The organism is Qipengyuania thermophila (genome assembly GCF_004153605.1).
Classification (GTDB): domain Bacteria; phylum Pseudomonadota; class Alphaproteobacteria; order Sphingomonadales; family Sphingomonadaceae; genus Qipengyuania_B; species Qipengyuania_B thermophila.
In genome coordinates this window covers 637,671-662,944 of sequence record NZ_SDSI01000001.1, presented here as the reverse complement: position 1 = coordinate 662,944, position 25,274 = coordinate 637,671, and the positions used below count along the sequence as shown (strand labels likewise).

Annotated in this window: 30 protein-coding genes; 12 read left to right on the top strand and 18 right to left on the bottom strand. The window is 68.6% G+C overall.

What is annotated here, in order from left to right; translation table 11 throughout:
* Window positions 1-48: 48 nt before the first annotated feature.
* A complete protein-coding gene (locus tag ETO60_RS03130; RefSeq protein WP_130002563.1) occupies window positions 49-1,788 on the top strand; it encodes an acyl-CoA dehydrogenase in 1,740 nt (579 codons plus the stop codon).
* A gap of 19 nt (window positions 1,789-1,807) precedes the next feature.
* Here ETO60_RS03130 and ETO60_RS03125 read toward each other — a convergent pair whose 3' ends face one another.
* Window positions 1,808-3,283, bottom strand: coding sequence for a PQQ-dependent sugar dehydrogenase (locus tag ETO60_RS03125; RefSeq protein ID WP_130002561.1), 1,476 nt, complete (start codon window positions 3,281-3,283; stop codon window positions 1,808-1,810).
* A 100-nt stretch (window positions 3,284-3,383) separates the two neighbouring features.
* Between ETO60_RS03125 and ETO60_RS03120 the strand changes: the two genes are divergently transcribed.
* Entirely contained in the window at window positions 3,384-3,866 is a 483-nt protein-coding gene (locus ETO60_RS03120) for a GAF domain-containing protein (protein ID WP_130002559.1), read from the top strand.
* An 18-nt stretch (window positions 3,867-3,884) separates the two neighbouring features.
* Here the strand turns inward: ETO60_RS03120 and ETO60_RS03115 are convergent, their stop codons facing one another.
* The 10 genes from ETO60_RS03115 to hemE all read right to left on the bottom strand — a co-directional run bounded on the left by ETO60_RS03115 (window position 3,885) and on the right by hemE (window position 13,246).
* A complete protein-coding gene (locus ETO60_RS03115; protein WP_130002558.1) occupies window positions 3,885-4,862 on the bottom strand; it encodes a ParB/RepB/Spo0J family partition protein in 978 nt (325 codons plus the stop codon).
* Complete coding sequence (locus ETO60_RS03110) at window positions 4,859-5,638, bottom strand: ParA family protein (protein ID WP_130002557.1); 780 nt, start codon at window positions 5,636-5,638, stop codon at window positions 4,859-4,861. The genes ETO60_RS03115 and ETO60_RS03110 overlap by 4 nt, the downstream gene beginning before the upstream one ends.
* 2 nt (window positions 5,639-5,640) lie before the next feature.
* On the bottom strand, window positions 5,641-6,273 hold the full coding sequence (gene rsmG, locus ETO60_RS03105) for a 16S rRNA (guanine(527)-N(7))-methyltransferase RsmG (protein WP_130002556.1): 633 nt from the start codon (window positions 6,271-6,273) through the stop codon (window positions 5,641-5,643).
* A complete protein-coding gene (gene mnmG / locus ETO60_RS03100; protein ID WP_130002555.1) occupies window positions 6,270-8,099 on the bottom strand; it encodes a tRNA uridine-5-carboxymethylaminomethyl(34) synthesis enzyme MnmG in 1,830 nt (609 codons plus the stop codon). Before mnmG ends, rsmG begins: the two co-directional genes overlap by 4 nt.
* A 22-nt stretch (window positions 8,100-8,121) precedes the next feature.
* Window positions 8,122-9,438: a tRNA uridine-5-carboxymethylaminomethyl(34) synthesis GTPase MnmE gene (gene mnmE / locus ETO60_RS03095; protein ID WP_234026292.1), complete on the bottom strand. Its 1,317-nt coding sequence runs from the start codon at window positions 9,436-9,438 to the stop codon at window positions 8,122-8,124.
* Complete coding sequence (locus tag ETO60_RS03090) at window positions 9,422-9,703, bottom strand: DUF6489 family protein (RefSeq protein ID WP_130002551.1); 282 nt, start codon at window positions 9,701-9,703, stop codon at window positions 9,422-9,424. Before ETO60_RS03090 ends, mnmE begins: the two co-directional genes overlap by 17 nt.
* Before the next feature lie 99 nt (window positions 9,704-9,802).
* A complete protein-coding gene (locus tag ETO60_RS03085; protein ID WP_130002549.1) occupies window positions 9,803-10,183 on the bottom strand; it encodes a BLUF domain-containing protein in 381 nt (126 codons plus the stop codon).
* Between the two features lie 113 nt (window positions 10,184-10,296).
* Window positions 10,297-11,562, bottom strand: coding sequence for a transcription termination factor Rho (gene rho, locus ETO60_RS03080; RefSeq protein WP_130002547.1), 1,266 nt, complete (start codon window positions 11,560-11,562; stop codon window positions 10,297-10,299).
* A gap of 186 nt (window positions 11,563-11,748) precedes the next feature.
* Window positions 11,749-12,192 (bottom strand): CopD family protein, encoded by a 444-nt coding sequence (locus ETO60_RS03075; protein ID WP_130002545.1) that lies wholly within the window; start codon window positions 12,190-12,192, stop codon window positions 11,749-11,751.
* A gap of 31 nt (window positions 12,193-12,223) precedes the next feature.
* The gene (gene hemE / locus ETO60_RS03070) at window positions 12,224-13,246 is read right to left on the bottom strand and encodes a uroporphyrinogen decarboxylase (RefSeq protein WP_130002543.1); all 1,023 of its coding nucleotides are present in this window, start codon (window positions 13,244-13,246) and stop codon (window positions 12,224-12,226) included.
* A gap of 331 nt (window positions 13,247-13,577) precedes the next feature.
* Here hemE and ETO60_RS03065 point away from each other — a divergent pair, with 331 nt between their 5' ends.
* The 9 genes from ETO60_RS03065 to ETO60_RS03025 all read left to right on the top strand — a co-directional run bounded on the left by ETO60_RS03065 (window position 13,578) and on the right by ETO60_RS03025 (window position 19,513).
* The gene (locus tag ETO60_RS03065) at window positions 13,578-14,420 is read left to right on the top strand and encodes a pyruvate, water dikinase regulatory protein (RefSeq protein WP_130002542.1); all 843 of its coding nucleotides are present in this window, start codon (window positions 13,578-13,580) and stop codon (window positions 14,418-14,420) included.
* 5 nt (window positions 14,421-14,425) lie between these two features.
* Window positions 14,426-15,013 carry a Maf family protein gene (locus tag ETO60_RS03060; RefSeq protein ID WP_130002540.1) on the top strand — a complete coding sequence of 196 codons (588 nt, stop codon included), beginning with the start codon at window positions 14,426-14,428 and terminating at the stop codon, window positions 15,011-15,013.
* Complete coding sequence (locus ETO60_RS03055) at window positions 15,010-15,867, top strand: shikimate dehydrogenase family protein (protein WP_130002538.1); 858 nt, start codon at window positions 15,010-15,012, stop codon at window positions 15,865-15,867. Before ETO60_RS03060 ends, ETO60_RS03055 begins: the two co-directional genes overlap by 4 nt.
* A complete protein-coding gene (coaE, locus tag ETO60_RS03050) occupies window positions 15,864-16,457 on the top strand; it encodes a dephospho-CoA kinase (protein WP_130002536.1) in 594 nt (197 codons plus the stop codon). Before ETO60_RS03055 ends, coaE begins: the two co-directional genes overlap by 4 nt.
* Before the next feature lie 39 nt (window positions 16,458-16,496).
* Window positions 16,497-17,177 (top strand): DNA polymerase III subunit epsilon, encoded by a 681-nt coding sequence (dnaQ, locus tag ETO60_RS03045; RefSeq protein WP_130002534.1) that lies wholly within the window; start codon window positions 16,497-16,499, stop codon window positions 17,175-17,177.
* 39 nt (window positions 17,178-17,216) lie between these two features.
* A complete protein-coding gene (gene hpf / locus ETO60_RS03040) occupies window positions 17,217-17,786 on the top strand; it encodes a ribosome hibernation-promoting factor, HPF/YfiA family (RefSeq protein ID WP_130002532.1) in 570 nt (189 codons plus the stop codon).
* 31 nt (window positions 17,787-17,817) lie between these two features.
* The gene (locus ETO60_RS03035) at window positions 17,818-18,300 is read left to right on the top strand and encodes a PaaI family thioesterase (RefSeq protein ID WP_234026291.1); all 483 of its coding nucleotides are present in this window, start codon (window positions 17,818-17,820) and stop codon (window positions 18,298-18,300) included.
* Window positions 18,301-18,317: 17 nt separating this feature from the next.
* On the top strand, window positions 18,318-18,680 hold the full coding sequence (locus tag ETO60_RS03030) for a DUF1491 family protein (RefSeq protein WP_130002530.1): 363 nt from the start codon (window positions 18,318-18,320) through the stop codon (window positions 18,678-18,680).
* A 173-nt stretch (window positions 18,681-18,853) separates the two neighbouring features.
* On the top strand, window positions 18,854-19,513 hold the full coding sequence (locus ETO60_RS03025; RefSeq protein ID WP_234026290.1) for a cell wall hydrolase: 660 nt from the start codon (window positions 18,854-18,856) through the stop codon (window positions 19,511-19,513).
* An 11-nt stretch (window positions 19,514-19,524) separates the two neighbouring features.
* Here the strand turns inward: ETO60_RS03025 and ETO60_RS03020 are convergent, their stop codons facing one another.
* From ETO60_RS03020 to ETO60_RS03005, 4 genes are read right to left on the bottom strand one after another with little or no spacing between them, the layout of a single operon-like run.
* Complete coding sequence (locus ETO60_RS03020) at window positions 19,525-19,935, bottom strand: META domain-containing protein (RefSeq protein WP_130002528.1); 411 nt, start codon at window positions 19,933-19,935, stop codon at window positions 19,525-19,527.
* Between the two features lie 55 nt (window positions 19,936-19,990).
* A complete protein-coding gene (gene xth, locus ETO60_RS03015; RefSeq protein ID WP_130003058.1) occupies window positions 19,991-20,764 on the bottom strand; it encodes an exodeoxyribonuclease III in 774 nt (257 codons plus the stop codon).
* A gap of 11 nt (window positions 20,765-20,775) precedes the next feature.
* Window positions 20,776-21,105 (bottom strand): HesB/IscA family protein, encoded by a 330-nt coding sequence (locus ETO60_RS03010; RefSeq protein WP_130002525.1) that lies wholly within the window; start codon window positions 21,103-21,105, stop codon window positions 20,776-20,778.
* Window positions 21,106-21,136: 31 nt separating this feature from the next.
* Complete coding sequence (locus ETO60_RS03005; protein WP_130002524.1) at window positions 21,137-21,568, bottom strand: CBS domain-containing protein; 432 nt, start codon at window positions 21,566-21,568, stop codon at window positions 21,137-21,139.
* Between the two features lie 122 nt (window positions 21,569-21,690).
* Here ETO60_RS03005 and ETO60_RS03000 point away from each other — a divergent pair, with 122 nt between their 5' ends.
* Window positions 21,691-21,984, top strand: coding sequence for a hypothetical protein (locus ETO60_RS03000; protein ID WP_130002523.1), 294 nt, complete (start codon window positions 21,691-21,693; stop codon window positions 21,982-21,984).
* A 27-nt stretch (window positions 21,985-22,011) separates the two neighbouring features.
* On the opposite strand, the gene ETO60_RS02995 is transcribed toward ETO60_RS03000, so the two are convergent.
* Genes ETO60_RS02995 through ETO60_RS11480 form a run of 3 tightly spaced genes read right to left on the bottom strand, consistent with a single transcriptional unit; the run spans window position 22,012 to window position 25,258 of the window.
* Window positions 22,012-22,395, bottom strand: a complete 384-nt coding sequence (locus tag ETO60_RS02995) for a (2Fe-2S) ferredoxin domain-containing protein (RefSeq protein WP_130002521.1) — start codon at window positions 22,393-22,395, stop codon at window positions 22,012-22,014.
* On the bottom strand, window positions 22,392-24,596 hold the full coding sequence (locus ETO60_RS02990) for a S9 family peptidase (protein ID WP_234026289.1): 2,205 nt from the start codon (window positions 24,594-24,596) through the stop codon (window positions 22,392-22,394). The genes ETO60_RS02995 and ETO60_RS02990 overlap by 4 nt, the downstream gene beginning before the upstream one ends.
* Window positions 24,597-24,652: 56 nt before the next feature.
* Window positions 24,653-25,258 (bottom strand): DUF2497 domain-containing protein, encoded by a 606-nt coding sequence (locus tag ETO60_RS11480; RefSeq protein ID WP_130002519.1) that lies wholly within the window; start codon window positions 25,256-25,258, stop codon window positions 24,653-24,655.
* Window positions 25,259-25,274 lie beyond the last annotated feature (16 nt).

Genomic DNA, 25,274 nt, shown 5'->3' with positions numbered 1-25,274 from the left:
CGGGCGTTGCAACGCTTCGGCCCCGCCAGCGGTCAGACAGGAGCCATCGTGACCATCTTCACGCCCGCCACGCAGGATCAGCTGCTCGCCCTCGAAGCCAACGCGGACATCGGCGCGCTTGCACGGTCAGAGCGTTTCGCCGCCGCGGACGCCGACCTTGTCGAAGCCATCGTCAACGGCATCGGCGCCTTCGCGGCCGGAGAGTTCGCGCCGCTCAACCGCGTCGGCGATACGCAGGGCGCGGTGCTCGAGAACGGCGTGGTGCGGCTACCGGACGGATTTGCCGAAGCATACGCGCATTATGTCGAGCAGGGCTGGAACGCCATCGGAGCGCCGGCCGAACACGGGGGGCAAGGCCTCCCCTTCGCCCTCGCCTGCAACGTGCTCGAAAACCTCGGCAGCGCTAACATGGCCTTCACCCTCCTCCCGATCCTGTCCGTCGGGGCGATCGAGGCGCTGGACCATCACGGTTCGCCCGAACAGAAGGCGCTCTACCTGCCCCGGCTGGTAACCGGGGAATGGTCTGGAACCATGAACCTGACCGAGCCGCAGGCGGGCAGCGATGTCGGTGCCCTGCGGACGACGGCAACGCCGGTCACCGAAGGCGAACACGCGGGCAAGCATCTCATCCGCGGGCAGAAGATCTACATCACCTGGGGCGAGCACGAACTGGCGCAGAACATCGTGCATCTCGTCCTTGCGCGCACGCCCGGTGCTCCGGAGGGCAGCCGGGGCATTTCGCTGTTCGTCGTGCCCAAGTTCCATGTGCGCGCCGACGGCTCGCTCGGTCCGCGCAACGATCTGCGCTGCGTCAGCCTCGAGCACAAGCTCGGCATCAACGCGTCCCCCACCTGCGTGATGAGCTACGGGGACAACGACGCCTGTTATGGCGAGCTCGTCGGAGAGGAGAACCGCGGTCTTGCGGCCATGTTCACGATGATGAACTCGGCCCGGATCAATGTCGGCAACCAGGGCGTGCACATCGCAGAGCGTGCCCTGCAACAGGCGAGCGCCTATGCGGCGGGGAGGATCCAGTCGCCGCGCGCGGGCGCCGCCGACCGTGCCCCGGTCGCGATTGCCGAACACCCGGACGTGCGCCGCATGCTGCTGCGCATGCGGAGCCTGACGGAAGGAGCTCGCGCGCTGCTCTACTACACGGCGGGGCTCGTCGACCGGAGCGCGCTGGGCGACACGGAGGCTGGCGCCATGGCCGAGGTGCTGGTGCCGCTGATCAAGGCGTGGGGAACCGACATCGGGGTCGAGGTCACCAGCCTCGGCATCCAGGTGCATGGCGGCATGGGCTATGTCGAGGAGACGGGTGCCGCCCAGCACTGGCGCGACGCACGCATCGCGCCGATCTACGAAGGAACCAACGGCATCCAGGCCGCCGACCTCGTGACCCGCAAGCTTCTTCTCGGCGGCGGCGGGCCGTTTGACAGCGTTGTCGCGGCTGCGCGCGGGGAAGCGGGAGAGGAAGCCGGTCTGCGCCAGCTCTGCGACCGCATCATCGCTGCGGCGGACTGGATGCGTTCGGGGGCCAGCGTCGACGACCGTCTCGCCGGGAGCGTGCCGTTCACGACCATGTGCGCGGTCGCGGTTGCAGGCGCACAGCTGCTGCGCCAGCAGGCGTGTCTGAGCGGGAACAAGACGCCGTTCGCCGCCCGGAAGCGGGCGACGGTGCGCTATTTTCTCGACTGCATCGTGCCCGAGGCCTGTGGTCTTGAGGCAGCGGTGCGCGCAGGCGCCGGCACGCTTTACGCCGTGCCGACCTCGGTGTTACTCGGCTGAAGCGGGGCGTGGCCCGGCTTCAGCGCAGCAGCCCCTGCTCACGGACGAAATTTTCCTCCGCCACGTCGCGGGGGTCGCGAAGCTCGGCGCGGGCCGGCAGGCGCGCCCCCGTCAGCCGCGCAATGGCCGGAGCCGGGGCGGCGTCCGGTGCGATGACACGCCAGATGATCCCGGCCGTGTCGTCGCTGACCAGCAGGGCGCCGTCCTTGGCCCATGCCACCCAGGTCGGGCGGCCACGCGTGCTGCCATCCTGCGTGAGAAAACCGGTCAGCAGGGGAATGGGCAAGCCCTGCGGATTGCCTCGCGCGTCGAAGTCCACGTAGACCACGTCGTACCCTGATGGCGGACGTCTGTTCCACGATCCGTGTCGCGCAATGATCGCGCCGCTTCCGAAGGCAGGGCCGATTCGATGTCCTTCCTGCGCGAACACCAGACCAAGCGCCGCGACATGCGGTCCGAGGGCATAGCGCGGGCGGCGCGTGTACTCGATCAGGAATTGCGGCATGGGCGCCTTCACGCGCCGGTCTACCGTGTTGCGCCAGTAGAGCCAGGGCCATCCATACTGCGCCCCGACGGGAACGTCGGTGAGATAATCCGGCACCAGATCCGGGCCGAGCAGATCGCGCTCGTTCACGGTGGTCCACAGGTCGCCCGACCATGGGCTGAACGCCAGACCATTGGGGTTGCGCAGGCCGGCGGCGAACGGCGCCTGGCGCCCGGTGCGCAGATCGTAGCGCCAGATGGCCGCGCGGCCTTCTTCCGCCTCCATCCCGCGCTCGCCGATGTTCGACGCCGAACCCACGGCGACGAACAGCGCCTCGCCGTCCGGATCGACGACGAGATTGCGCATCCAGTGTCCGCCTCCTGCCGGAAGGCTCATGATCCGGCGCGGCTCGCCGCTCAGGCGCGTCTCTCCCGGCTGGAAGGAGTAGGCGAGCACGGCATCGTGATTGGCGACGAACAGCGTGCCCGCGTGCCAGGCAATCCCCGACGGCGAGTCCAGCCGGTCGGTCAGCACCACGCGCGCGTCCGCCCGGCCATCTCCGTCGGCATCGCGCAGCAGCACGAGCTGGTTCGCGGACACGCCGTCGGCGCCCGAGCGCCGGCGGAAATAACCTTCCACGCTCTGCCGCAGGCGAGCAAGAAGGCCGGCATCGGCTTCGCCGGCCGAAGCCGGAGCCCGGGCGAGCGTCGCCAGCACGTCCCCGTTCGGCAAGGTGTAGATGACGCGCGGGTGGTCCAGCCCCTCAGCGAAGCGGCTCACGACGAGGCCGAATGCCGGCGTGGGCGCCTCGCCCTCCCGCCAGCCGATGGGGCTTGCGATCCGGACCGTCGGAATGCGTTCGGGGCGCGGCTCGACCAGCACCGGATCGACTCCGCTGACCGCATCCACCGACTGCGTCGCCGTCTGCCCCCTGCTCATCCAGTATGCCAGAGCCGCGATCACCACCAGAAGGGCAATCACGATCAGCACTGCCTTGCGCGCCTTCGTCATGGGCGCGGGTTGTAGGGGGCACGACGGGCACCGGCAAGCGGGCACTGGACGCACGGTCCCGCTCTTGCGGCAGCGGCCCGTGCGTGCCACGAGCGGGCGCATGTACGACTTTCATCCGAGCCCCGGCGCAAGCAAGACGCAACATTACGACGAGCTGGTGGCGGCGGCCGACGCTCTGACGGCGGGCGAGAGCGACGGGGTGGCCAACATGGCCAATGTGGCGGCGCTGCTGAGCGGGTGGCTCCACAGCCTCAACTGGGCCGGCTTCTACCGCCGGCAGGGCGACGTGCTCGTCCTCGGCCCGTTCGTCGGCCGGCCGGCTTGCATCCGCATCCCGATCGGACAGGGTGTCTGCGGCACAGCGGCCGCGCAGGCGGGAACACAGATCGTGCCCGACGTGCATGCCTTCCCCGGTCACATCGCTTGCGACGGCGACACGCGGTCGGAGCTGGTCGTGCCGGTGATGCGCGGAGGCGAGGTCATCGCCGTCATCGATCTCGACAGCCCGTTGCCGGCCCGCTTCGACGACGAGGATGCGGGCGGGGTCGAGCGGCTGGCGGCGCTGCTTTCGGAGCGAATCTGACAGGCCGTCACGTGGGCGTCAGATGTCGCCGCCCGTCAGCCGCTGGCAGATGAGGTCAAGCTGGTCGAGCGTGCGGTACTGAACGCTGACCGTTCCGCTGCGCGGATCGCCATCCGCCCGGATGCGGATCGGCATGCCGAGAAATTCCTGGAGATGCGCTTCGATCGCGGCGAGATCACTGTCCTGCGCACCTGCGGACACGTCCAGCTGCCGCCGACCCTTCGCCTTCTTATTCGTCGCCGCTCCGTCCAGCCGCCGCGCCGCGTGTTCGGCATCGCGGACCGACAGGCCACCGTCGACGATCCGGCGCGCCAGTGTCTCGGCGTCCTGACGGCCGACGAGCGGGCGGGCGTGCCCCATGGACAGGCGCCCGTCGGCGATCATCTGCTGGACAGCTTCGGGAAGGGTAAGCAGGCGCTGAAGATTGGCGACATGGCTGCGCGACTTGTCGACGAGGGCGGCGATCTCGGCTTGGGTCATGCCCTCCTCCTCGGACAGACGCTGATAGGCACGCGCCTCCTCGAGAGGGTTGAGATCCTCACGCTGCAGGTTCTCGATCAGCGCCAGCGCCATCACTTCGCGTGGTTCGAGCGTGCGCACGATGGCCGGAATCGACCCAAGGCCGGCGATCCGGGCCGCCCGCCAGCGCCGCTCTCCCGCCACCAGCCGGTACGCGCCGTCACCTACCGGCTGCACGATCACCGGCTGGATTACGCCGCGCGCCGCGATCGATGCGGCCAGCTGCTCCAGCGCCTCGTCGTCGAAAACAGTCCGCGGCTGACCGGGCAGCGGCGAGATGGCGTCGAGCGGAATCTGCGCCAGCCCGCCATCCGCTACCGGGAGACCAGCGGCCGCCTCCTCGCCCTTCCGGCTGACCGGCTCCTCGTGATCAAGATCGCCGAGCAGCGTCTTGATCCCCCGCCCGAGCTTGCGGCGACGGTCGATCGGTTCGCGATGGGGAAGCGCGAACTCCGCGGCAGGCTGCGTGCCGCTCATGCCGCGCGCCGCATCTGCGGCAGCCGGCCGATCAACTCGCTTGCGAGGGCCATGTAGGCACGGCTGCCCGAACACGTCTGATCGTAAAGCAGGGCCGGCAGACCGTGGCTCGGCGCTTCGGACAGGCGCACATTGCGGGGGATGACGGCATCAAAGACGAGCGATCCGAGACACTCGCGCACGTCATCGGCGACCTGGTCGGTCAACCGGTTGCGGCGATCAAACATGGTCAGGGCAATGCCGATGATGCCCAGATCGGGATTGAGCGTCGAACGCACCCCGTCCACCGTTCGGAGAAGCTGGCTCAGCCCTTCAAGAGCGAAGAACTCGCATTGAAGCGGCACGAGCAACGTATCCGCCGCCGCAAGCGCATTGAGTGTGAGCAAGCCCAGCGAGGGGGGGCAATCGATGAAGCACACGTCGTGCTCCGCTCCCGCGGCGCGCAGCGCGTCGGACAAGCGCTGCGTCCGGCGTGGCAAACCCACCAGTTCGACCTCGACCCCGCTGAGGTCGACGGTCGAAGGCACCATCATCAAGCGCGCGATCCCTGTCTCGACAACGGTTTCGGCAACAGCCTTGTCGCCGATGAGCAGATCGTAGCTGGAGCGCTCCCGCTGCTCCACCGGAATACCCAATCCGGTCGATGCATTGCCCTGAGGATCGAGATCGATGAGCAGAGTGCGCCAGCCCGACGCCGCCATCGCCGTCGCGATGTTTATGGCGGTGGTCGTTTTCCCAACCCCGCCTTTCTGGTTCGCAATTGCCACCGTGAACATGCTTAACGTGAACCTTCGCTTGGCCGCGCGATAATGATGCGCCCTTCTTCGCAGGTCAACGAGTGTTTCACGTGAAACACCCAGCGGCGACGAGCCTTCTTCGGAAGCGCGGACAGCTCCTCCTCAGCCTTTGCCCCCTTCGGCAGCATCAGTGTGGTGGTGCGACCGCAGTTCCTCTGTGTCATTTCGAGAAGGCGGCTGAGGCTGGCCACCGCGCGCGCGGTGATCACGTCCTGTTGGGTGGCGGGAGCCGCTTCCAGCCTCATCCCGAGGATCTTGCACCTTGTGAGTGACAGAGACGCACACATCCGCTCCAGCCACTCCACCCGCAAGCGGCGGGGTTCCACAAGCGTGACCTTCATGTCAGGCCGTAGGGCAGCGACGATCAGGCCCGGAAAGCCAGCTCCTGTTCCCACATCCAGCCAAGTCTCCATGTGGTCAGGGGCGTATTGAAGGAGCTGCGCCGAATCCGCGACGTGGCGCCGCCATACCTGGTCGAGACTGTGGCGGGACACGAGGTTCTGCGTCTCATTGGCGGCGACGAGCGCCTCCACGAACGCCTCGATCCTTTTGAAGCCGTCCTCGCCGCCGATCGACAGTACGAACGCGCGGGCAGCCTCTTCCGATGTGATCACGCGGCATTCGCCGTCTGGCGCCGGGCGTGAACGAGCACAGCCGCCAATGCTGCGGGAGTGATGCCTGGGATCCGGGCGGCTGCACCCAGCGTCGCGGGGCGTGCCCGAGTCAACCGCTCGACCATTTCGAGCGACAGTCCCGGAACTGCTTCATACGCAACAGCTTGCAAACTCACCGCGTCACTCGCGCGCAGATCACGAAGCTCGGCATCCTGTCTCTCGAGATAGGGAGCGTAGCGTTCGTCCTCGATCAGCTCGTCGAGCAGGCCGGGATGAGCGTCGCACGTTGCCGCCAGAGGAGGCGGTAGCGCGGATGACACGTCACCGTCCCGCATCAGCTGCTGCAAGCGGGTCGGAACAGAGCCGTCGCGGCGACTGACCTGCTCGGCCGACCCGGCGAGCCAGTCCGAGCACGCCGTACGCGCCTCTTCGCGCTTGTTGAACCAGGACACCCGCTTCGCTGATGCGCAGCCCGTCTCAATCGCCAGCGGTGTCAGGCGCGTGTGGGCATTCGCGGCCCTGAGGCGAAGGCGATATTCCGCACGTGCAGTCAGCATGCGGTACGGCTCGGTGACGCCCTGCAGCACCAGGTCGTCCACCATGACCGCGAGGTAGCTGTTCGCCCGGTCGATTGGCAGCGGAGCCCGTCCACGCAAGGCCAGTCCCGCGTTCAGTCCGGCGACAAGGCCCTGAGCAGCAGCCTCTTCGTATCCTGTAGTGCCGTTGATCTGACCAGCGCAGTACAGCCCCGGCAGAGCGCGCATTTGCAAGGTGGCGTCAAGGCTTCGCGGATCGATGAAGTCGTATTCGACAGCGTAGCCCGGCTCCTCGACGACAACCTGTTCGAGACCCGGCATGCAGCGCAGCATCTGTTCCTGAACATCGGCCGGCAGCGACGTGCTGATGCCGTTTGGATAAACGGTGCGGGTGGACAGCCCCTCCGGCTCCAGAAAGACCTGATGGCCGTCCCGGTCACCAAAGCGGTGGATCTTGTCCTCGATCGACGGGCAATATCGGGGACCGGTGCCCTGGATATCACCGGAGAACAGCGGCGAACGATGGAGGTTGGCGCGGATGACCTCGTGCGCCCGCGCATTGGTGCGGGTGATCGCGCAGAACACCTGCGGATTCTGACGCCGTGACGTCATGGGTGACATGGTCCACTCGCCGGTGTCGCTGTGCTGCTCCTCCAGCCGTACCCAGTCGATGCTGCGCCCATCGAGGCGCGGAGGCGTTCCGGTCTTGAGGCGCCCCATGGGCAAGGCAAGTTCGCGAAGCTGCGCCGCAAGCCGGGTTGCGCTCGCCTCGCCCACCCGGCCGCCGCTGAATCGTTCCTCGCCGCGGAAAAGCGTACCGCCGAGAAAGGTACCGGTGCACAAAACCACCCGGTCCGCCCGCAAGGTGTCTCCGGTTGCCGTTGTCACACCCGCAACCTCGCCATGCCGGATGAGCAGCGCCTGCGCTTCGCCCGGGATGAGCGTCAGATCGGGCTGCGCACGGACATGCCGCTGAACAAAGCGGTGAAAGAGCGTCCGGTCTGCTTGCACCCGAGGACCCCAGACCGCGCTGCCCTTCGAATGGTTGAGCATGCGGTAGTGAATGGCCGCCGCATCCGCAGCCCGGCCGATCACGCCATCGAAGGCATCGACCTCCCGCACCAGATGACCCTTGCCGAGGCCACCGATCGCCGGATTGCAGCTCATCACGCCAATCCGATCGAGATCGAAGCTCAGCAAGGCGGTGCTCAGTCCAAGCCGCGCCGCTGCGCAGGCCGCCTCCACGCCGGCGTGACCTCCGCCGATGACAACGACGTCAAAGCGGCTCATGGCGCTGTTCCACGTGAAACATTCACTTCCCGATGCAGAACCGCGCAAACAGCGCGTCAAGCATGTCCTCTGTTGCTGCCGACCCGAGCAGTTGATCAAACGCGAGCCGTGCCTGCCGCAGATGCTCGGCGATGACAAGTTCGTCCTGAGCCTGCTCCGCGTCCGAAAGTGCATCCACCGCCCCGGAGAGCAGACGCGCCTGCCGCTCGTTCACGCCGAAACTTCCAGGCTGCGGCAGAAGGCCGCCGGCATGCTCGCGCAGCTTGCTGACAAAGCTCTGCATTCCCTCGCCAGTCCGTGCCGAAAGACGATGCCAGGGAGCGCGTTTGCGCGTCGCCTCGGCGCGGTCGATCTGCGCCTCGACCTCCAGCGCGCCAGCCGGCCCCTCGCCTTCCGGGCCGAGCCACAGGACAACATCGGCGCGCGACAGGCGCTGCCGCGTGCGCGCGATCCCCTCGCGCTCCAGCGGATCGCCAGCATCGTCCCTGATCCCGGCGGTGTCGACAAGCACCAAGGGCACACCGCCAAGCGCGACCGAACGCTCAAGAACGTCACGCGTGGTTCCCGCCTGTTCGGACACGATCGCCGCATCCTCGTCGAGCAGCGCGTTGAACAGGGTCGATTTGCCGCTGTTGGGCGGTCCGGCAAGAACCACTCGCACGCCATCGCGAAGCCGCTCCGTCCGGGGTCGCGCCAGCCAGTCGCGGATCTCGCCTGTCAACCGTCGCACATTCTCGACCCAACCCGCGTGAAGGGCCTCCCCGTCCTCCTCGTCGGCGAAGTCGAGCACCGCTTCCACCTGGGCTGCCAAGTTTAGAACTGCGGTCCGCCATTGTTCAACCTGGGCGGAGAACCTCCCTTCGGTGAGGGAAAGGGCCGCTTGCCGCTGCAGCTCCGTTTCCGCCATGAGCAGATCGGCAAGACCTTCTGCCTGGCCCAGATCGATGCGACCGTTGACGAAGGCCCGGCGGGTGAACTCGCCCGGTGCCGCGCGGCGCACGCGCGGCTGGGCGAGCACCGCCCGTTCGACCGCCGCCACGACCGCCCGCCCTCCGTGGCAATGCAGCTCGACGAGATCCTCGCCGGTCGCGCTGCGAGGCCCCGGGAAAACCAGCAGGATCGCGCGATCAAGGATCTCGCCGCGCCCGTCCCGCAATTCCCGCAGCGTCGCAGACCGCGCAGGTGGCAGCGGCTTTCCCGTCAGCTGTCGCGCAACGTCAAGCGCGGCCGGGCCGCTGACCCGCAGCACTGCGATTGCCGCAGGCGGGCTGCCGCTGGACACGGCGACGATCGTCTCGGCATTCGTCACACGGAACCGCGGATCAGCGTGCCCGGTCACCCGCGTCCGGGGAGGAGGCATCCGCCGGCTTGCTGCCGGAGCCACGCGCCGCGTTCTCCATGAACGCCTGGACCATCTTGAGGCCGAGATTGCCTGCCGGCGCGAAATGCTGCGCCAGATCGCGCCACTGATCGGGCGTCTTGCTGTTGCGGGCAGCTTCGGCGAGCATGCCGGCATACAGATCGTTGGCCGCCGCCAGATCCGGCAATCCCATCAGCCGCCGTGCCTCTTCAGGCGTGCAGTCGATCTCCACATGAAGCTTCATGGCCGGCGCATCCTGTGCTGACGTGTTCGCCTTCACGTGGGCCCCGGCGCCCGTCAATGCAAGGGACAAGGCGTCGATGCGCCGCGACCGCGCAGCGGATCAGCCGAGGAAAAGGTCGAGTTCGCGAAGAGCCGGATGCGTCTGGGGACGTGCGGACAAGGTCGCCCGGAGTTCGGCAATGCTCGCCGGTGTTCGCCCGACGCGGTGCATGCGCCAGCGAGGGAAGCTGCGCTCAGCGATCGGGACATCCACGGCGACGTTGATCTGCGTGTGCCGCGGATCGGCGCTGATGATGGCCAGAAGATCGCCGATCACCGCGTGCTCGCCCTCGATCAGCTGCAGGAACCTGTCGTCGGCATAGATGAGGAACCCGGTCACGTCGCGCGCGAGATTGTTGTGCGCCGACTGCTGCACGATGGCGAAGATGTCCGCCTGATCAAGCGATCGCACGGCCCGGCTGGTGTACACCATCTGCCGCATGCGCTGTCTCCTGTCCGGCTTCCTCGCCGCAGTTCCTAGGTCCTAAAGGTAAACGCTTGCTTGGCATGCCCTTCGCGGCCACACCAACGCGCGTCGGGTGCTCCGGCTCTGCCTCACTGGTTCATGGTGGCGAAGAAGTCTTCGTTCGTCTTGGAATCCTTCATCTTGTCGAGCAGGAACTCCATCGCGTCGACCGTCCCCATCTGCATCAGGATGCGGCGCAGCACCCACATCTTGGACAGCTTGTCCTTCTCGACCAGCAGCTCCTCCTTGCGGGTGCCGGACTTGCCCACGTCGAGAGCGGGGAAGATGCGCTTGTCGGCGACCTTGCGGTCGAGCACGATCTCCGAATTGCCGGTGCCCTTGAATTCCTCGAAGATCACCTCGTCCATGCGGCTGCCGGTGTCGATCAGAGCCGTGGCGATGATCGATAGAGAGCCTCCCTCCTCGATGTTGCGCGCCGCCCCGAAGAAGCGCTTGGGCCGCTGCAGGGCGTTGGAGTCGACCCCGCCCGTCAGCACCTTGCCCGACGAGGGCACCACTGTGTTGTAGGCGCGGCCCAGCCGGGTGATGGAGTCGAGCAGGATCACCACGTCCTTCTTGTGCTCGACCAGTCGCTTGGCTTTCTCGATGACCATCTCGGCCACCTGCACATGCCGGGTCGCGGGCTCGTCGAAGGTCGAGGAGATGACCTCGCCCTTCACCGACCGCTGCATGTCCGTCACCTCCTCCGGCCGCTCGTCGACGAGCAGGACGATCAGGAACACTTCCGGATGGTTGTCGGTGATCGCCTTGGCGATGTTCTGGAGCAGCACCGTCTTGCCGGTGCGCGGCGGCGCGACGATCAGCGCGCGCTGTCCCTTGCCCTGCGGCGCGATGATGTCGATCACCCGGGCCGACTTGTCCTTCACCGTCGGGTCGAGCGTGTCGAGCCTCAGCTTCTCGTCCGGGTAGAGCGGCGTCAGGTTGTCGAAGTTCGTCCGCATCCGGACCGCGTCGGGTTCGTCGTAATTGACGCGCGAGAGGCTGGTCAGGGCGAAATAGCGCTCGCCCTCGCGCGGCGCGCGGATTTCGCCCTCCACCGTGTCCCCCGTCCTCAGGCCCCAGCGGCGCACCTGGTTGGGCGAGACGTAGATGTCGTCCGGCCCGGCAAGGTAGTTCGCTTCGGGCGAGCGGAGGAAGCCGAACCCGTCGGACAGCACCTCGATGGTGCCGATCCCCATGATCTGTTCCTCGTAGTCCTCGTCCTCGGCCAGTTCCCTCAGGATGCAGAACATGAGGTCCTGGCGCCGCATGGTCGACGCGCCTTCCACCTCCAGCTCCTCGGCCATCTGGACGAGTTCGGCAGGGGTTTTTGCCTTCAGTTCCTTGAGGTGCATGACACGTGTTCGCCTGGTGTGAAGGTTCGAAAGCGGTTGGCGCGGACGGCCGGGGTCGTGACGCTTGGAGAAAGCAGACCGGGTGACTGGCGCAAGTCGCACGGAGCCGGCGCCGGACCGCCTCCGCAGATAAGCCGCACCGGCGGCCGCGTCAATCGGCCGCGGGTGCTCTGCGCCAAGGCAGAGTCAGAAGGGCTTCACGACGACGAGAATGACGATCAGCGCGGCGGCAACGCCCGGCACCTCGTTGAGCAGCCTCAGCGCCGGTCCGGAAAGCCGCGCCTCCCCGCGCGCCAGCCGGCGGGCATAAGCCGCCAGATAGCCGTGATAGCCCGACAGGAGCAGCACGAGCAGCAGCTTGGCATGAAGCCAGCCCTCGCTCCATGCGCCGACGGCCGACGCAAGCGCAATCCCGAGCACCCAGACCACCAGGATCGAGGGCAGCAGGATGATGCGCAGCAGCTTGCGCTCGCGGTCGATCCAGCGCGCCGCCTCGTCGGAGCCGGCGGGCGCCTCCTGATGATAGACGAAGAAACGCGGCAGCATGAACAGCCCCGCCATCCAGAAGATGACGAAGATGACGTGCCCGGCCTTCAGCCACAGATAGGTCAAGGCCAGAACGTCCTGCATGCGCGCGGTTTACTGGCTCCGTCCCGCCCCGTCATCCCCTCCATGCACGCACCTTTGCCACCAGGCGTTCGACATGGGCGATCGGCGTCCGGCGGTCGATCCCGTGCCCGAGATTGAAGACATGCGGACGCCCGGCGAAGGCGGCGAGGATCCGTTCCGCCGCCCTGTCCTGCTCCTCCCCGCCCGACAGCAGCAGGAGCGGGTCGAGATTGCCCTGCACGCAGACTCCGTCCGGCAGGTTCGCATCGACCCAGACCGGATCGTGAGTCTCGTCCACGCCGACGGCCCGCACGCCCGTCTCTCTCACATAGGCCGGGAGCTTGGCGCCCGCCCCTTTTGGGAAACCGATGACCGGCACGCCGGGGCACCGCTCCGCCAAGGCGGCGACCAGCCGCGCCGTGGGGGCGATCACCCAGCGCTCGAATTCGGCGGGGGCAAGGCTGCCGGCCCAGGAGTCGAACAGCTGCACGGCCTGCGCCCCGGCAGCGATCTGGCCGGCAAGATAGTCAAGCGTCACCGCCTCGACCGCGGCGATGATCGCGCTCATGGCGCCCGGGTCGCGGTAGGCAAGGACGCGGGCCTCGTGCTGATCGCGGCTCCCCTCGCCGGCGATCATGTAGGTGGCGACCGTCCACGGCGAGCCCGCAAAGCCCAGCAGGGTGGTGTCCGGCGCCAGCATGGCCCGGACGCGGGCCACGGTGTCGTAGATGGGCGACAGGCGCTCCGGCACCGCCTGAAGCGCGTCCAGCGCGGCGTCCGCGAGCCGGGGGGACAGGCGCGGCCCCTCGCCAGCCAGGAAGGCCAGATCCTGTCCCATCGCGTGCGGCACGATGAGGATGTCGGAAAACAGGATCGCGCCATCGAAGCCGAAGCGCCTGATCGGCTGAACGGTGATCTCGGCGGCCGCTGCGCTGTCGTAGACCAGCGCGAGGAACCCGCCCTTTTCCGCGCGGAGCGCCCTGTATTCGGGCAGATAGCGGCCAGCCTGCCGCATCAGCCACAGGGGCACGCGATCCGCCCGTCGGCCAGCCAGCGTGTCGAGCAGAAAGGGCATCAGCGGTCCAGGTCCATAACAATGAATCTTTTCTTAAAGGATGAAGGAGTCTGTTGGTCCTGTGGAAAAGGAGCACAACGCCGCTCTGCCCGAAAGCTCCACTGCTGAACAGGGGCACACGCGCTTCGGACTCGCGCGCTTCTGCCGTCAAGCAGCCTTTGTTCCCGCAGTCCACACCCTGTGGACACGTCGCGGCGCGTGTCGAGAAGCGGGTGCGGGACACCGCCGCTGCGGGCACGCACCGCGGCCGTGCCGCTTGTCCACGCTGCTCTCCCGTGGTTTATGGGACGGGTCGTCCACAGCCATTGTGGGAGCCCCCGACCGGAGCGCCATGGCACGCCTGCACCTGCACCTTCTCTCCGACTCCACCGGCGAGACCCTGGAGATGATCGCCAAGGCGGCGCTGGCGCAGTTCGAAGGGGCGGACGTGGTGCGGCATTTCTGGCCCATGGTCCGCTCGCGCCAGCATCTCGACCGCATCCTGCCCGAACTCGGCGCGGACAACACCATGGTGCTGTTCACGCTGGTCAATCCGGACACCCGCGCAAGGCTGGAGGAGCAGTGCCGCCAGCTCGGCATCCCCGCCGTCCCGGTTCTCGACCAGGTGACCCGCGCGCTCGAACGGCAGTTCGGGCGCGAGGCGCACGGGCGGCCGGGACGACAGCACATCATGGATGACGCCTATTTCCACCGGGTGGAGGCGATCCAGTTCACCATCGCCCACGACGACGGGGTGGGGCACGAGAACTGGGAAGCGGCCGACATCGTGCTGGCGGGCGTCTCACGCTCGTCAAAGACCCCGACGGCCATCTATCTCGCCAATCGCGGCTACAAGGTCGCCAACATCCCGATCGTGGTCGAGACGCCGCCGCCCCCGGCCCTGTTCACGCTCTCCCGGCCGCTGGTGGTGGGGCTCACGACGGCGGCCGACCGGCTGATCCAGATCCGCCGCAACCGGCTCCTCCATCTCGGCGAGGAGAAACACACCGCCTATGTCGACGAGGAGAGGGTGCGCGAGGAGCTGCACTATGCCCGGCGGATGTTTGCCGATCACGGCTGGCCGGTCATCGACGTCACCCGGCGCTCGATCGAGGAGACGGCCGCGGCGGTGATCCGGCTTCTGGGAGAACGCGACCGGGTGCCGTCGACCAGCCGCGTCGGCGGCGCGGCCTGAGCGGCATGCTGCTGCTTGCCTCGCGCAGCGCGTCGCGGGCGGCCATGCTCGCCGCAGCCGGCGTGGCGTTCGACACGTGGCCTGCCGCCGTCGACGAGCGGGCGCTCGAAGCGGCTATGGAGGATTCCTCCCCGGACGAGGTGGCGCAGGCGCTGGCTGCGGCCAAGGCGGCGGCCGTGCCGGCTGCCATGGCCGGCGAGAGGCTGGTGCTCGGCAGCGACTCGCTGGTGGTGGTGGACGGCCATCGCTTCGACAAGCCGGCCGACCGGGAGGAGGCGGCCGCGCATCTCCGCCGGTTTTCCGGCCGGGTCATGGACCTGCACAGCGCCGCCGCGCTGGTGCGGCGCGGGCGGGTGGAATGGGTCGGGCACGACGTCGCCCGGCTGTGGGTGCGCTCGCTGAGCGACACGTTCATCAGCGCCTATCTCGACGCGGAATGGCCGCACGTTGGCGCATGCGCCGGGTGCTTCCGCATCGAAGGGCGGGGTGTGCAGCTGTTCGATCGCATCGCCGGAAGCCATTTCACCGTTCTCGGCATGCCGTTGCTGGCGGTGCTGCGCGCCTTGCGCGAGATGGGCGAGCTGCCGGCATGACCGTGCCCTATGCCGAAGTGATCGGCGATCCCGTCGCGCGTTCCAAGTCACCGGCGATTCACCGCTTCTGGTTGTCCAGGCTGGGAATCGCGGCCGACTACCGCGCAACCAGAGTGACGGCGGACACGTTGCCGGACTACCTCGCCGCACGGGCGGCCGATCCCCTGTGGCGTGGCTGCAATGTGACGATGCCCCTCAAGCAGCGGGTGCAGCCGCATCTTCACGCGTTCGACAGGACGGCGCGCGCCATCGGAGCGGTGAACACGGTCGTCCGCGGCGAGGAGCGCCGGCTGACAGGCTGCAACACCGATGCGGCAGGGTTTCTCGACCCGCTGCGCCCGTTGCTGGCGCAGCGCCACTGGTTCCGCATGGCGCGGGTGCTGGGCACGGGCGGAGCGGCACGGGCCGTCGTCTATGCGCTGGCGGGGACGGGCTTCACCCTCGTGCTGGCGGGGAGGGATGCGGCGAAGGCGCAGAGCGTGCTGGACTCGCTGGCGCCGGAGGGCGGGCACCACTCCGCCGACCTTGCGTGCTTCGCGCAGCCGACCGACTTCGCCTTCGACGCGCGCGAGGGCTGTCTTGATCTGGTGGTCAACACCACGCCCCTCGGCATGAGAGGACACGGCCCGCTCCGGTTCGACCTCAGCCATGCCCCTCCCGGTTCCTTGTTCTACGACATTGTCACCGATCCGGTTAAAACGGAGCTGCTGCTCCGCGCCACCGCAGCGGGGCACGCGACGTTTGACGGCCTTCACATGCTGATCGCGCAGGCTGCTGCCGCGTTCGCGCTGTTCTTCGGTCAACCTGCGCCCCGTGAGCACGATGCCGAACTGCGCGCGCTGCTCGCCGCATGACCCGGCCGCTGGTCCTTGGTCTCACCGGCTCGGTGGGAATGGGCAAGTCCACTGTTGCCCAGATGTTCCGCGAGGAAGGCGTGCCGGTGTTCGACGCCGACGCCGTGGTTCACCGGTTCCAGGGACCGGGCGGGGCACTGGTGGCCGCCATCGAGACCGCCTTTCCGGGGAGCACGGGCCGCGAGGGTGTGGACCGCGCCAGCCTGCGCGACCGCGTGCTGATGGATGATGCGGCGCGGCGGACACTGGAGGCGATCGTCCACCCGGCCGTCGGGGCGGAGCGGCAGCTTTTTCTGCTGGAACATGGCGGATGCCCGCTGGTGGTGTTCGACATCCCGCTGCTGTTCGAGACGAAGGGCGATGCGCTGGTCGACCGGGTGCTCGTGGTCAGCGCGCCGCCGGAGGTGCAGCGGCGGCGGGTGCTGGCGCGGCCCGGCATGACCCCCGAAGCCTTTGCCCGCATCCTGGCTCTGCAGCTCCCCGATGCCGACAAGCGGGCGCGGGCGGACCACGTCATCGACACAGGGGTGCCGCTGGCGGAGACCCGCGCCGCGGTGCAGAAACTGATCCGGACGCTGCACCCCGGCTGAGCCTTGCCAAGGCGGCATGGCGGACCGATAACCATGGCGATGCGCGAGATCGTCTTCGACACCGAAACCACCGGCCTCGACCCGGCGGCCGGCGACCGGATGGTGGAGATCGGGTGCATCGAGATCGTCAACCGCGTTCCTACGGGGGCGGTGTTTCACGCGTATTTCAATCCGCAACGCGACATGCCCGCCGGAGCGCAGGCGGTCCACGGGCTGTCCGCCCAGTTCCTTGCCGACAAGCCGCTCTTCGCCGATCTCGCCGACGAGCTGCTGGCGTTTCTGCGCGACTCGCCGCTGGTGGCGCACAATGCCGGCTTCGACTTCGGCTTCCTGAATGCCGAACTGGCGCGGAGCGGGCATCAGCCGGTGTGCGAGTCGCGAATGGTGGACACGGTGCAGATCGCCCGCCGTCGGCACCCCGGTGCCAAGCTGTCGCTGGACGCCCTGTGCAGCCGCTACGGCATCGATCGCAGTCACCGGGTGCAGCATGGCGCCCTGCTCGATGCCGAACTGCTGGCGCAGGTCTATGTCGAGCTGACCGGCGGGCGGCAGATCGGGCTGGAGCTTGCTTCAGTTGAACCATCCGACGCCGCGTCCCTCCAGCCGGCGGCCCCGTCACGCCGAGTGCGCCCGCCGCGCCCGCATGCCGCCACCGCGGAGGAACTGGCGCGCCACCGGGCCTTCGTGGAGACGCTGAGCAATCCGCTCTGGCTGGCCTGAACGGCGCGGCCGGAGGGCGAACAAGGGAGAAGGCAAGCCATGGACATCCGGGTTTCTGGTCATCAGATCGACACCGGCGCGGCGCTTCAGGCGCAGGTGCACGACCGGCTGAGCGAGATGGTCGACAAGTATTTCAGCCGCGCCATGTCCTCGCACGTGACGTTCGGCCGGCAGCCGGGCGGCGCCTTTTCGTGCGACATCATCACCCATGTGACGCAGGGTCTGATCCTCAAGGGCAGCGGCACGGCCCACGACGTGCACCTTGCCTTCGATCAGGCCACCGGCAAGATCGAGAAGCAGCTCCGGCGCTACAAGACCCGGCTGAAGGCGCGCAGCGAGCGGGTGCTGTCCCCGCGCGAGGAGGAAGAGGCCGCCTACCGCATCTTCGCCGCCGAGCAGCAGGACGAAAGCCCGGACGATGCACCCGAAGCGCCGCCGGTGATCGCCGAAACGCGGGTCGACATTCCCGAGTGCAGCGTGGCCGATGCGGTGATGATGCTCGACCTGCGCAACACCAACGCGCTGTTTTTCAAGAACGCCGGAACCGGGCGGCACAACATGGTGTATCGCCGCGACGACCACTCGGTCGGCTGGGTCGAGCCGCGATGACCGGGCACGTGCCGGCGCCGGACCGGCCGAGGTGAGCACGCAACCCTCGCTCCGTGCCGGGCCGGCGGAGGATGGCCGCCACCATCGGGCGCTGGAACGTCTCTACAGCGCAGCCGCCATCAACCGGCTGTTCCCATCGGTCCTCACCATCACCGGCGAGGGGCGGTCCATCATCCGCGCCACCCTGTCCCCCGACGTGTATCACGCCGCCGGCGCGGCGCACGGAACGGTCTACTTCAAGATGCTCGACGATGCCGCGTTCTACGCCGCGAACACGCTTGTGACCGACTGCTTCCTGCTGACCACGTCGTTCAATCTGCATTTCAGCAAGCCGGTGCGGGAAGGACCGGTGGAGGCGCATGGCAGCTGGGTGTCCGGGCGACGCCGCGTTCTCGTGGCCGAGGCGCGGCTGATCGACGCGCAGGGGGACGAGGTGGGGCGCGGCACCGGCACGTTCATGCGCTCGCGCATCGCGCTCACCAGCCTTCCCGCCTACGGCGCGCAGGCGGGGTGAGAGCGGGAGGGCAGGCGATGGAGGGCCGGCTTCCGCCGCGACTCGAGATCGGCGCCTGGCGTCGGGCGGTCGAGAGCGAGGGCGGCTTTGCCACTGTGCTGCACCGCGGCGACCCGGATGCGGGCACCATCCTGATCGTCACGACGGAGCGCGGCGGTGCCCAGCGGCTGTGGGAGCGGCTGCCGCGTGCCGACGGGTGGCGCGGCTTCACACCGGTGTCGGCCCCCGTCACCGCCGGCGGCGCGATCGATCCCGACTATCTGCGGCGGCGTACAGCAGGCGATCCCGACCTGTGGATCGTCGAACTGGACACCACGCGTCCCGAACGGTTCATCGAAATGCGGCGAGAATGTGTTGACCCCGACCCCACTCGTCCGTAACGGGGCGGCTCTCCCACAGCGAAGGCGGCATCGACCACGGCCTGACAGCCGGCGGTGCTGGCGCGCAGACGGGGGGCGGCCGGCAGGCATTTGATTGATACGGAAGGTGCGGGCGCCAAGGCGCACCACACCCGGCCTGCGCAGGAACGCTCACCGCCTTTGGACGGACCTGAGTGACCAAACGCACGTTTACCGCAGCCACGGCCTTGCCGGTCATGGCTGTTCTTGCCACCCTTTTCACGCCCGACGAGGGCACCGCCCGCGCTCAGGAAGCGCCGGGCACGTTCCAAATTCTCCTTCCCGAACAACCGGTTGCGGATCCGGTTCCCGTGTTCTTGAGCCGCGAGGTGGTGCAGCCGCTGGCTCCTTCCGCAGCCGAGGAGCAGCGGGATGCGCCCGCAGCTGACCGCACCGCCGCATCCTTGCGCGATCTCGTGGCGCAGACCCGCGTGACCGACACCCTGTCCGAAGAGATGCGCTGCCTCGCCGGGGCCATCTACTTCGAGGCGCGTGGCGAACCCCTGCACGGGCAGCTCGCCGTCGCCAAGGTCGTGATCAACCGCAAGCAATCCTCCCGCTTTCCCGACAGCTACTGCGGCGTGGTGTATCAGCGGGCCCAGTTCTCCTTCGTGCGCAACGGGCGCATGCCGCCGATCCCGGAGCATTCACCGGCATGGGCGCAGGCCAAGGCCATCGCCCAGATCGCGCATTACGACAGCTGGGACAGCGCGGCGGACGAGGCGCTGTACTTCCACGCCAATTACGTGCGCCCGGATTGGGCGCGCCGCCGGGTTGCGGCCGCCACCATCAACCGCCACATCTTCTACCGCTGATCGGCGCCTTCTCAGCGGGCGCGGATGACCGCTCCGCTCTGCGTGGTGAGGGTCAGCTGCCCCGCCGCGACGGCAAAGCGGTGCGTGCCCGGCAGGGCGGCCAGCATGGTCCGCTCCTGCTCCATGAGCGGGGCGGCGCAGGCCATGCGCGTGCCGCCGACCTGGCCGATGGTCACCGTGTCGGTGCCTTCGGTGTAGCTGGCGAAGAACCGGTTGCAGCCAGTGGTGCCGGTGACGCGCCCGTCGGAGCCGAAGGTCAGCGTCGGCGGCGTGCCTGACACGACGTCGCGGCCGTCGATGCTGATCACCGTCCAGTCGGCGCCCGCAAGGGCCGAGCGGGCGTTCTCGCCGCCGGGCAGTGTGGCGCAGGCCGCCAGAGCGGCAAAAGCGGAGCAGGCGGCAAGGGCGTTCAGGGCGCGCATCGGCAGTTCTCCATGGCAGGGCGGCCGTGAGCCGCTCAACGCCCTCTGCAACGCCTCAGCCCGTCATTTCGATCCACACGGGCGCGTGGTCGCTCGCCCGCTCGCGGCCGCGGTGCCCCTTGTCCACGCCCCCGGCGCAGAGCCGATCGGCGCATTCGGGCGACAGCAGCAGGTGATCGATGCGGAAACCGTGATCGCGCGGCCATGCTCCGGCCTGGTAGTCCCAGAAGGTCCACACGCCGCCCCGCGGGTGAAGCGTGGCGACCGCATCGGTCCACCCGTCGCCAAGCAGGCGCGCCCATGCATCGCGCGACTCCGGCTGGGTGAGGGCATCCTCGGCAAGCGCATCGGCGGCCCAGATATCGGCATCGGTCGGGACGACGTTGAAATCGCCAGCCAGCACCACCGGCACCTCCTCGGCCCAGAGGCTGGCCGCATGGACGCGCAGACGCGCGAACCAGGCGAGCTTGTACTCGAATTTGGGGCCGGGTTGCGGATTGCCATTGGGGAGGTAGATCGAGGCGACCCGCACCCCGTTCACCTCGGCCTCGAGGTAGCGGGCCTGCGCGTCATCGGGATCGCCGGGCAGCCCGCGGCGGACCTCGCGCGGCACCGCGCCGTCGGCAAGGATGGCCACCCCGTTGAACCCCTTCTGCCCGTGCCAGATGGCGTGGTAGCCGATCGCCTGCAACGCCTTGGCGGGAAAGCCGTCATCCTGTGATTTGATTTCCTGCAGGCACGCGACGGCAGGACGTGTTTCCTCCAGCCACTCCAGCAGACGCGGCAGGCGCGCCTTCACGCCGTTGATGTTGAAGGTGGCGATGCGCACGGCGGCGGCGCTCAGATGGCGAAGCTCGAGCCGCACCCGCATCCGGCGGCGGCCTGCGGATTTTCGACCCGGAACGCCGCGCCGCCAAGCGACTCGACAAAATCCACCCGGCATCCGTCGACGAGATCGAGACTGACGGGATCGATCACGAGCCGCACACCGTCCGTCTCGCTGACCAGATCATCGGCCTCGATCCCGTCCGCCAGCGCGAAGCGGTACTGGAAGCCGGAGCAGCCGCCGCCATCGACCGCGAGGCGCAGGATCGGCTCGCGCTGCTGGCGGCGGGCGATCTGGGCGACCCGCGCGGCGGCGGCGGCGGTGAGGGTGGCTGAAGCCGTCATGGCGCCAAGATAGGACCCGGCGGCGGGCCGCTCAAGCGTGGGTGATGTAGTCGCGCATCAAGGCCGCCTCGCGCTGCGCCTCGTCGACCTGCGCCTTGACGAGATCGCCGATCGACACGAAGCCCACCATGGCGCCGTTCTCGATCACCGGCAGGTGACGAACCCGTCGCCGGGTCATGAGCTGCAGCGCCTCGTCCACGGTGGTGGCGCGGGTGACGGTGATGGCCGGGGCGGTCATGACCTCGGCCACGCGGCGTTCGAGGCAGGCCGCCCCCTCGTCGCGCAGCCGGTAGATCACATCCCGCTCGGACAGGATGCCGCAGACGCCCGTGTCGTCGATCACGGGCAGGGCACCGATCCGGCGCTCGGCGAGACAGGCGACCGCCTCCTTCAGCGTGGCGTCGGCTGCGCAGGTGATGATGGCGGCGGGGTCGCGGTCGGCGATGAGACGGGCAATCGTCATGGCGCAGGCTCCCTGATGATCCGTTCGCGGAGTGTGTCACGGATCACCCGTCAACGCCACCCGGACGCAGCCGGGTGCCGTGCGCCTTGCAAAGCGGCATGCCATGCTCCACATCGCGCGCCATGGCCCGCAGAAGCCCGCTCGACGATGCCGAGGTCGCCCGCTTCGCCTGGGCGCGCTATCGCCGCATCCTCAAATGGCTGGGCGCGCTGGCGCTGGCGGTCGTGCTGGCGGCATGGCTGTTCACCTACTGGGCGGGCGAGCCGGTGTCGGTGCATTTCTACATCGCCCTGGCCCTCGGCCTGGGGTTGACGGTGATGCTAACGGGTGCGCTCATGGGGCTGGTGTTCCTGTCGAGCGGGACCGGACATGACGAGGCGATCGAGGACCACACCGGCGAGCACTGGCGCCGCTGACGCCTTCCCGAGCGGCCCCGTCCGGCCTCAGGCCGGGTAGAGGCGGAAATCCTCGACCGGACAGCCGCCGATCAGGTGCTCCTGGATGATCCTTTCCAGCACCGGCGGATGGCACGAGTGATACCAGACATTGTCGGGCCAGACGACGGCGATCGGACCAGCGGCGCACAGCTGGAGGCAGTCCGCCTTGGTGCGGTTGATGCCCGCGCCAGGTGGCTGCCTGTCTGCCGGACCCGTGTGCCCCAGCTCCTTGAGCCGGCGCTTCAGGTAGTCCCACGAGGCCTTGCCGTCGGCGCGAGAACAGCACTTCTGCTTTTCCGCGAGCGCGCACAGGAAGATGTGACGCTGCGCCTGCGCGCCGCCGGTCTTGGCAAGATTCGCGCGGGCCTTGTCGAGCGCCTTGCCGTTCACGGGTGGCCGGCGTCCTGACCGTCGCGCTTCAGCCAGCGGTCGAGCCAGGCGAACACCTCGTCATGCCAGCGCAGCGAATTGCGCGCCCCGAGCACCCAGTGGTTCTCGTCCGGGAAGACCAGCAGCTTGCCGGGGATCTGCCGTTCCTGAAGCACGTGGAAGGCGCCCAGCCCCTGCGTGTACGGAACGCGGAAGTCGCGCTGGCCGATCACCACCATCATCGGGGTGCGCCAGCTGCCCACGTGATTGACCGGGTTCCAGCGTTCGTAGAGCTCGCGCTGCTCCTCGTAGGTGCCGCCGAAGTCCCACACCGGAAACCACGTTTCCTCGGTGGCGTAATAGAAGGACCGCATGTCGAACAACCCGTTGTGGTTGACGAGACAGCGGAAGCGGTCCGGCCACTGTCCGGCGATCCAGTTGACCATGTAGCCGCCGTAGGACGCCCCCATGGCGCACGCGCGGCTGCCGTCGATCTGGGGATCGAGCGCCAGCGCCGCGGCGAGCCCCTTCTGCAGGTCCGCGAGCGGCTTTCCTCCCCAGTCCCGGTTGATGGCATCGACGAAGTCCTGTCCGTATCCGGTGCTGCCATGGAAGTCGATGGAGATGACGGCATAGCCCTGCGCCGCGGTGACCCGCGGGTTCCAGCGGTTCGACCAGGCGTCGTTGAACGATCCCTGCGGTCCGCCGTGGATGTAGAGAATGGCGGGCAGGGTGTGGCTCGCGCCTTCCGGCTTGGTGATCTGCCCCCACACCTGCGCCCCGCCGGCGCCCGCGAAGCTGAAGCGCCGGGTGGTCACCGGCGCGAGCTGCCGAATGCGCGTCGTCGCGACGTCGGTCAGCTGGCGCGTCTGCCGGTTGGCGTGCAGGAACAGCTCCGGCGGTGCGGCGATGGAATCGCGCGTGAACAGCAGGCGATTGCCCGGCAGCGGCACCACCGTCCCGACATGCGCTTCGTTGCCGGGCAACAGGTCCAGCCGCTCCACCCGGCCCGTGCGGACGACGATCCGGAACGCCGGCGTGTCGAGCACGTCCTGTGCGGTGGCCAGGATGTGGCGCGAATCCGGTGTCCATGCGATCGAGCCGAACGAACGGTCGAAGCCGCCGGTCAGCGCGCGGACGGCGCCGCTGCGCAGGTCGCGCAGCGTGATCACCTGGCGATCCGATTCATAGCCCGGCCGCGCCATGGCGAGATAGGCGAGCCAGCGTCCGTCGGGCGATGGCACCGGCAGCGTGTCGCTGGCCGTGTTGGCGCTGGTGAGGTTTTCCGGCGCGCGGCCGCTGAGATCGGAGCGCCAGATGTCGAGATTGGTCGAGCGCGGCTCGTTCCCGTCGGCCCGCCGCGCAACGAAGTACACCGAGCGTCCGTCCGGCGCCCAGGCAACATCCTCGGCGCCGCCGAACGGGCGGGTGGGGGTGTGGCCGACAAGAGCGCCGTCACCCGCCGGACCGTCGAGCGTGACCGCCTCGCCCGTCGCGACGCCGTCCGCCAGCCGGTGCACGAACACCCGCGACACGGAACCCGGCACGGTCCAGCGATCCCAGTGCCGTACGAAGCCGTCGCGCGCATCGTAGGTGGTGGCGCTCCCCAAGGACGCAGGGGCCGGCAGTTCGGTGCAGTCGAAGGTGACGCATCCGCGCGGCAGCTCGCGCCAGACCGCGATCGCATTGCCCTGCGGCGCGACGGAGAAGCCGGCCACGGGCGACGCGAAGCGCGTGACCTGGGCGGGCGTGCCGGCCAGACCTGCGGCGGTCACGCGGACGCGCCAGACCTGGCTGCCGGTGCCCTGCTGGCCGGTCGCGCCACCCGGAGCGAGAAAGTAGAGGAACCCGTCACCGGCGAACGCCGGGCTGCTCGCCCCGGCGGGCAGGGCCAGATCGACGGGTGCGCCTGGCGTCCCAGCCAGCGGCACGGCCTGAAGGCGGGTCGAGCGGGCCAGCGTCTCGCTGTCGGTCATCGTCACCGGCACCACGGCGACCGCCGCATCGGGCGCAACGACCGGCGCGCCGAGGCGGGGGAGGGTGACCAGATCCCGGGCGCTCATCGGCGGCCGGGCGGCGGTCGCGGAGGCGTCCCGTTGCGCGGTCCCGGCGCGCTGCTCTTCGGCGGCGACCGGCGTGCCGGCAACCAGCGTGAGCAATCCGGCGAGCAGGGCGCTGCGGACAGAGACACGGGTGGAGAGGAGGGAGGGCCGATGCGTCATCGGTCCTGCTTAGGGACAAGCCGCGCGCATGTTAAGACCGCGCAGCGCAGCCGGTCTCAGCCCTGACCGACGATCCGGCGGATCTCGTCCCGCACGAGGCGTTCGACCAGCGGCGGCAGATGCTCGTCGAGCCAGCGCGCCAGCATGGGCCGCAGCAGCGCCTGCACCATGGACTCCATGTCGCCGCCATCGCCGGCGCGTTCGCGCGCAAGGGTGCTGAGGAGCTGCAGGGCCGCGAAGTTGTCGCGCAGGGCCGTGCGCGCCGCGCCGCTCATCAGCGGCTTGTCCTCTTCCTCGCCGGATCCGGTTCGCGCAGGGGATCCGGCATCGTCCTCAGCCGCGGTCGCTCCGGCAGCCTCGGCCGCCGGCCAGTCCTCCGCAGGTGCCAGGTCTTCTTCGTCCAGCATCGCTGCCGCCTCGCTATCCTGCGGCGCCCAATCCGGGACGGTCACGATCTCGTCTTCCTCGAGGTCGAGAACTTCTGCCGCTTCGTCCGCGCTGGCCGGCTCCACCTCCACCGCGGCCGGAGAGCGGTCCGGGTGCCAGTCCGCGCCGCCGACAGGGTCGCCGCGCCGCCGTTCAAGAGCGCGGTTCTCGCGGGCGATCACCCGCTTGATGCTGTCCAGAATGACTTCCACCGACGGCTCACCCGGCTGATGCATGCTGCTGCCCCTGTGC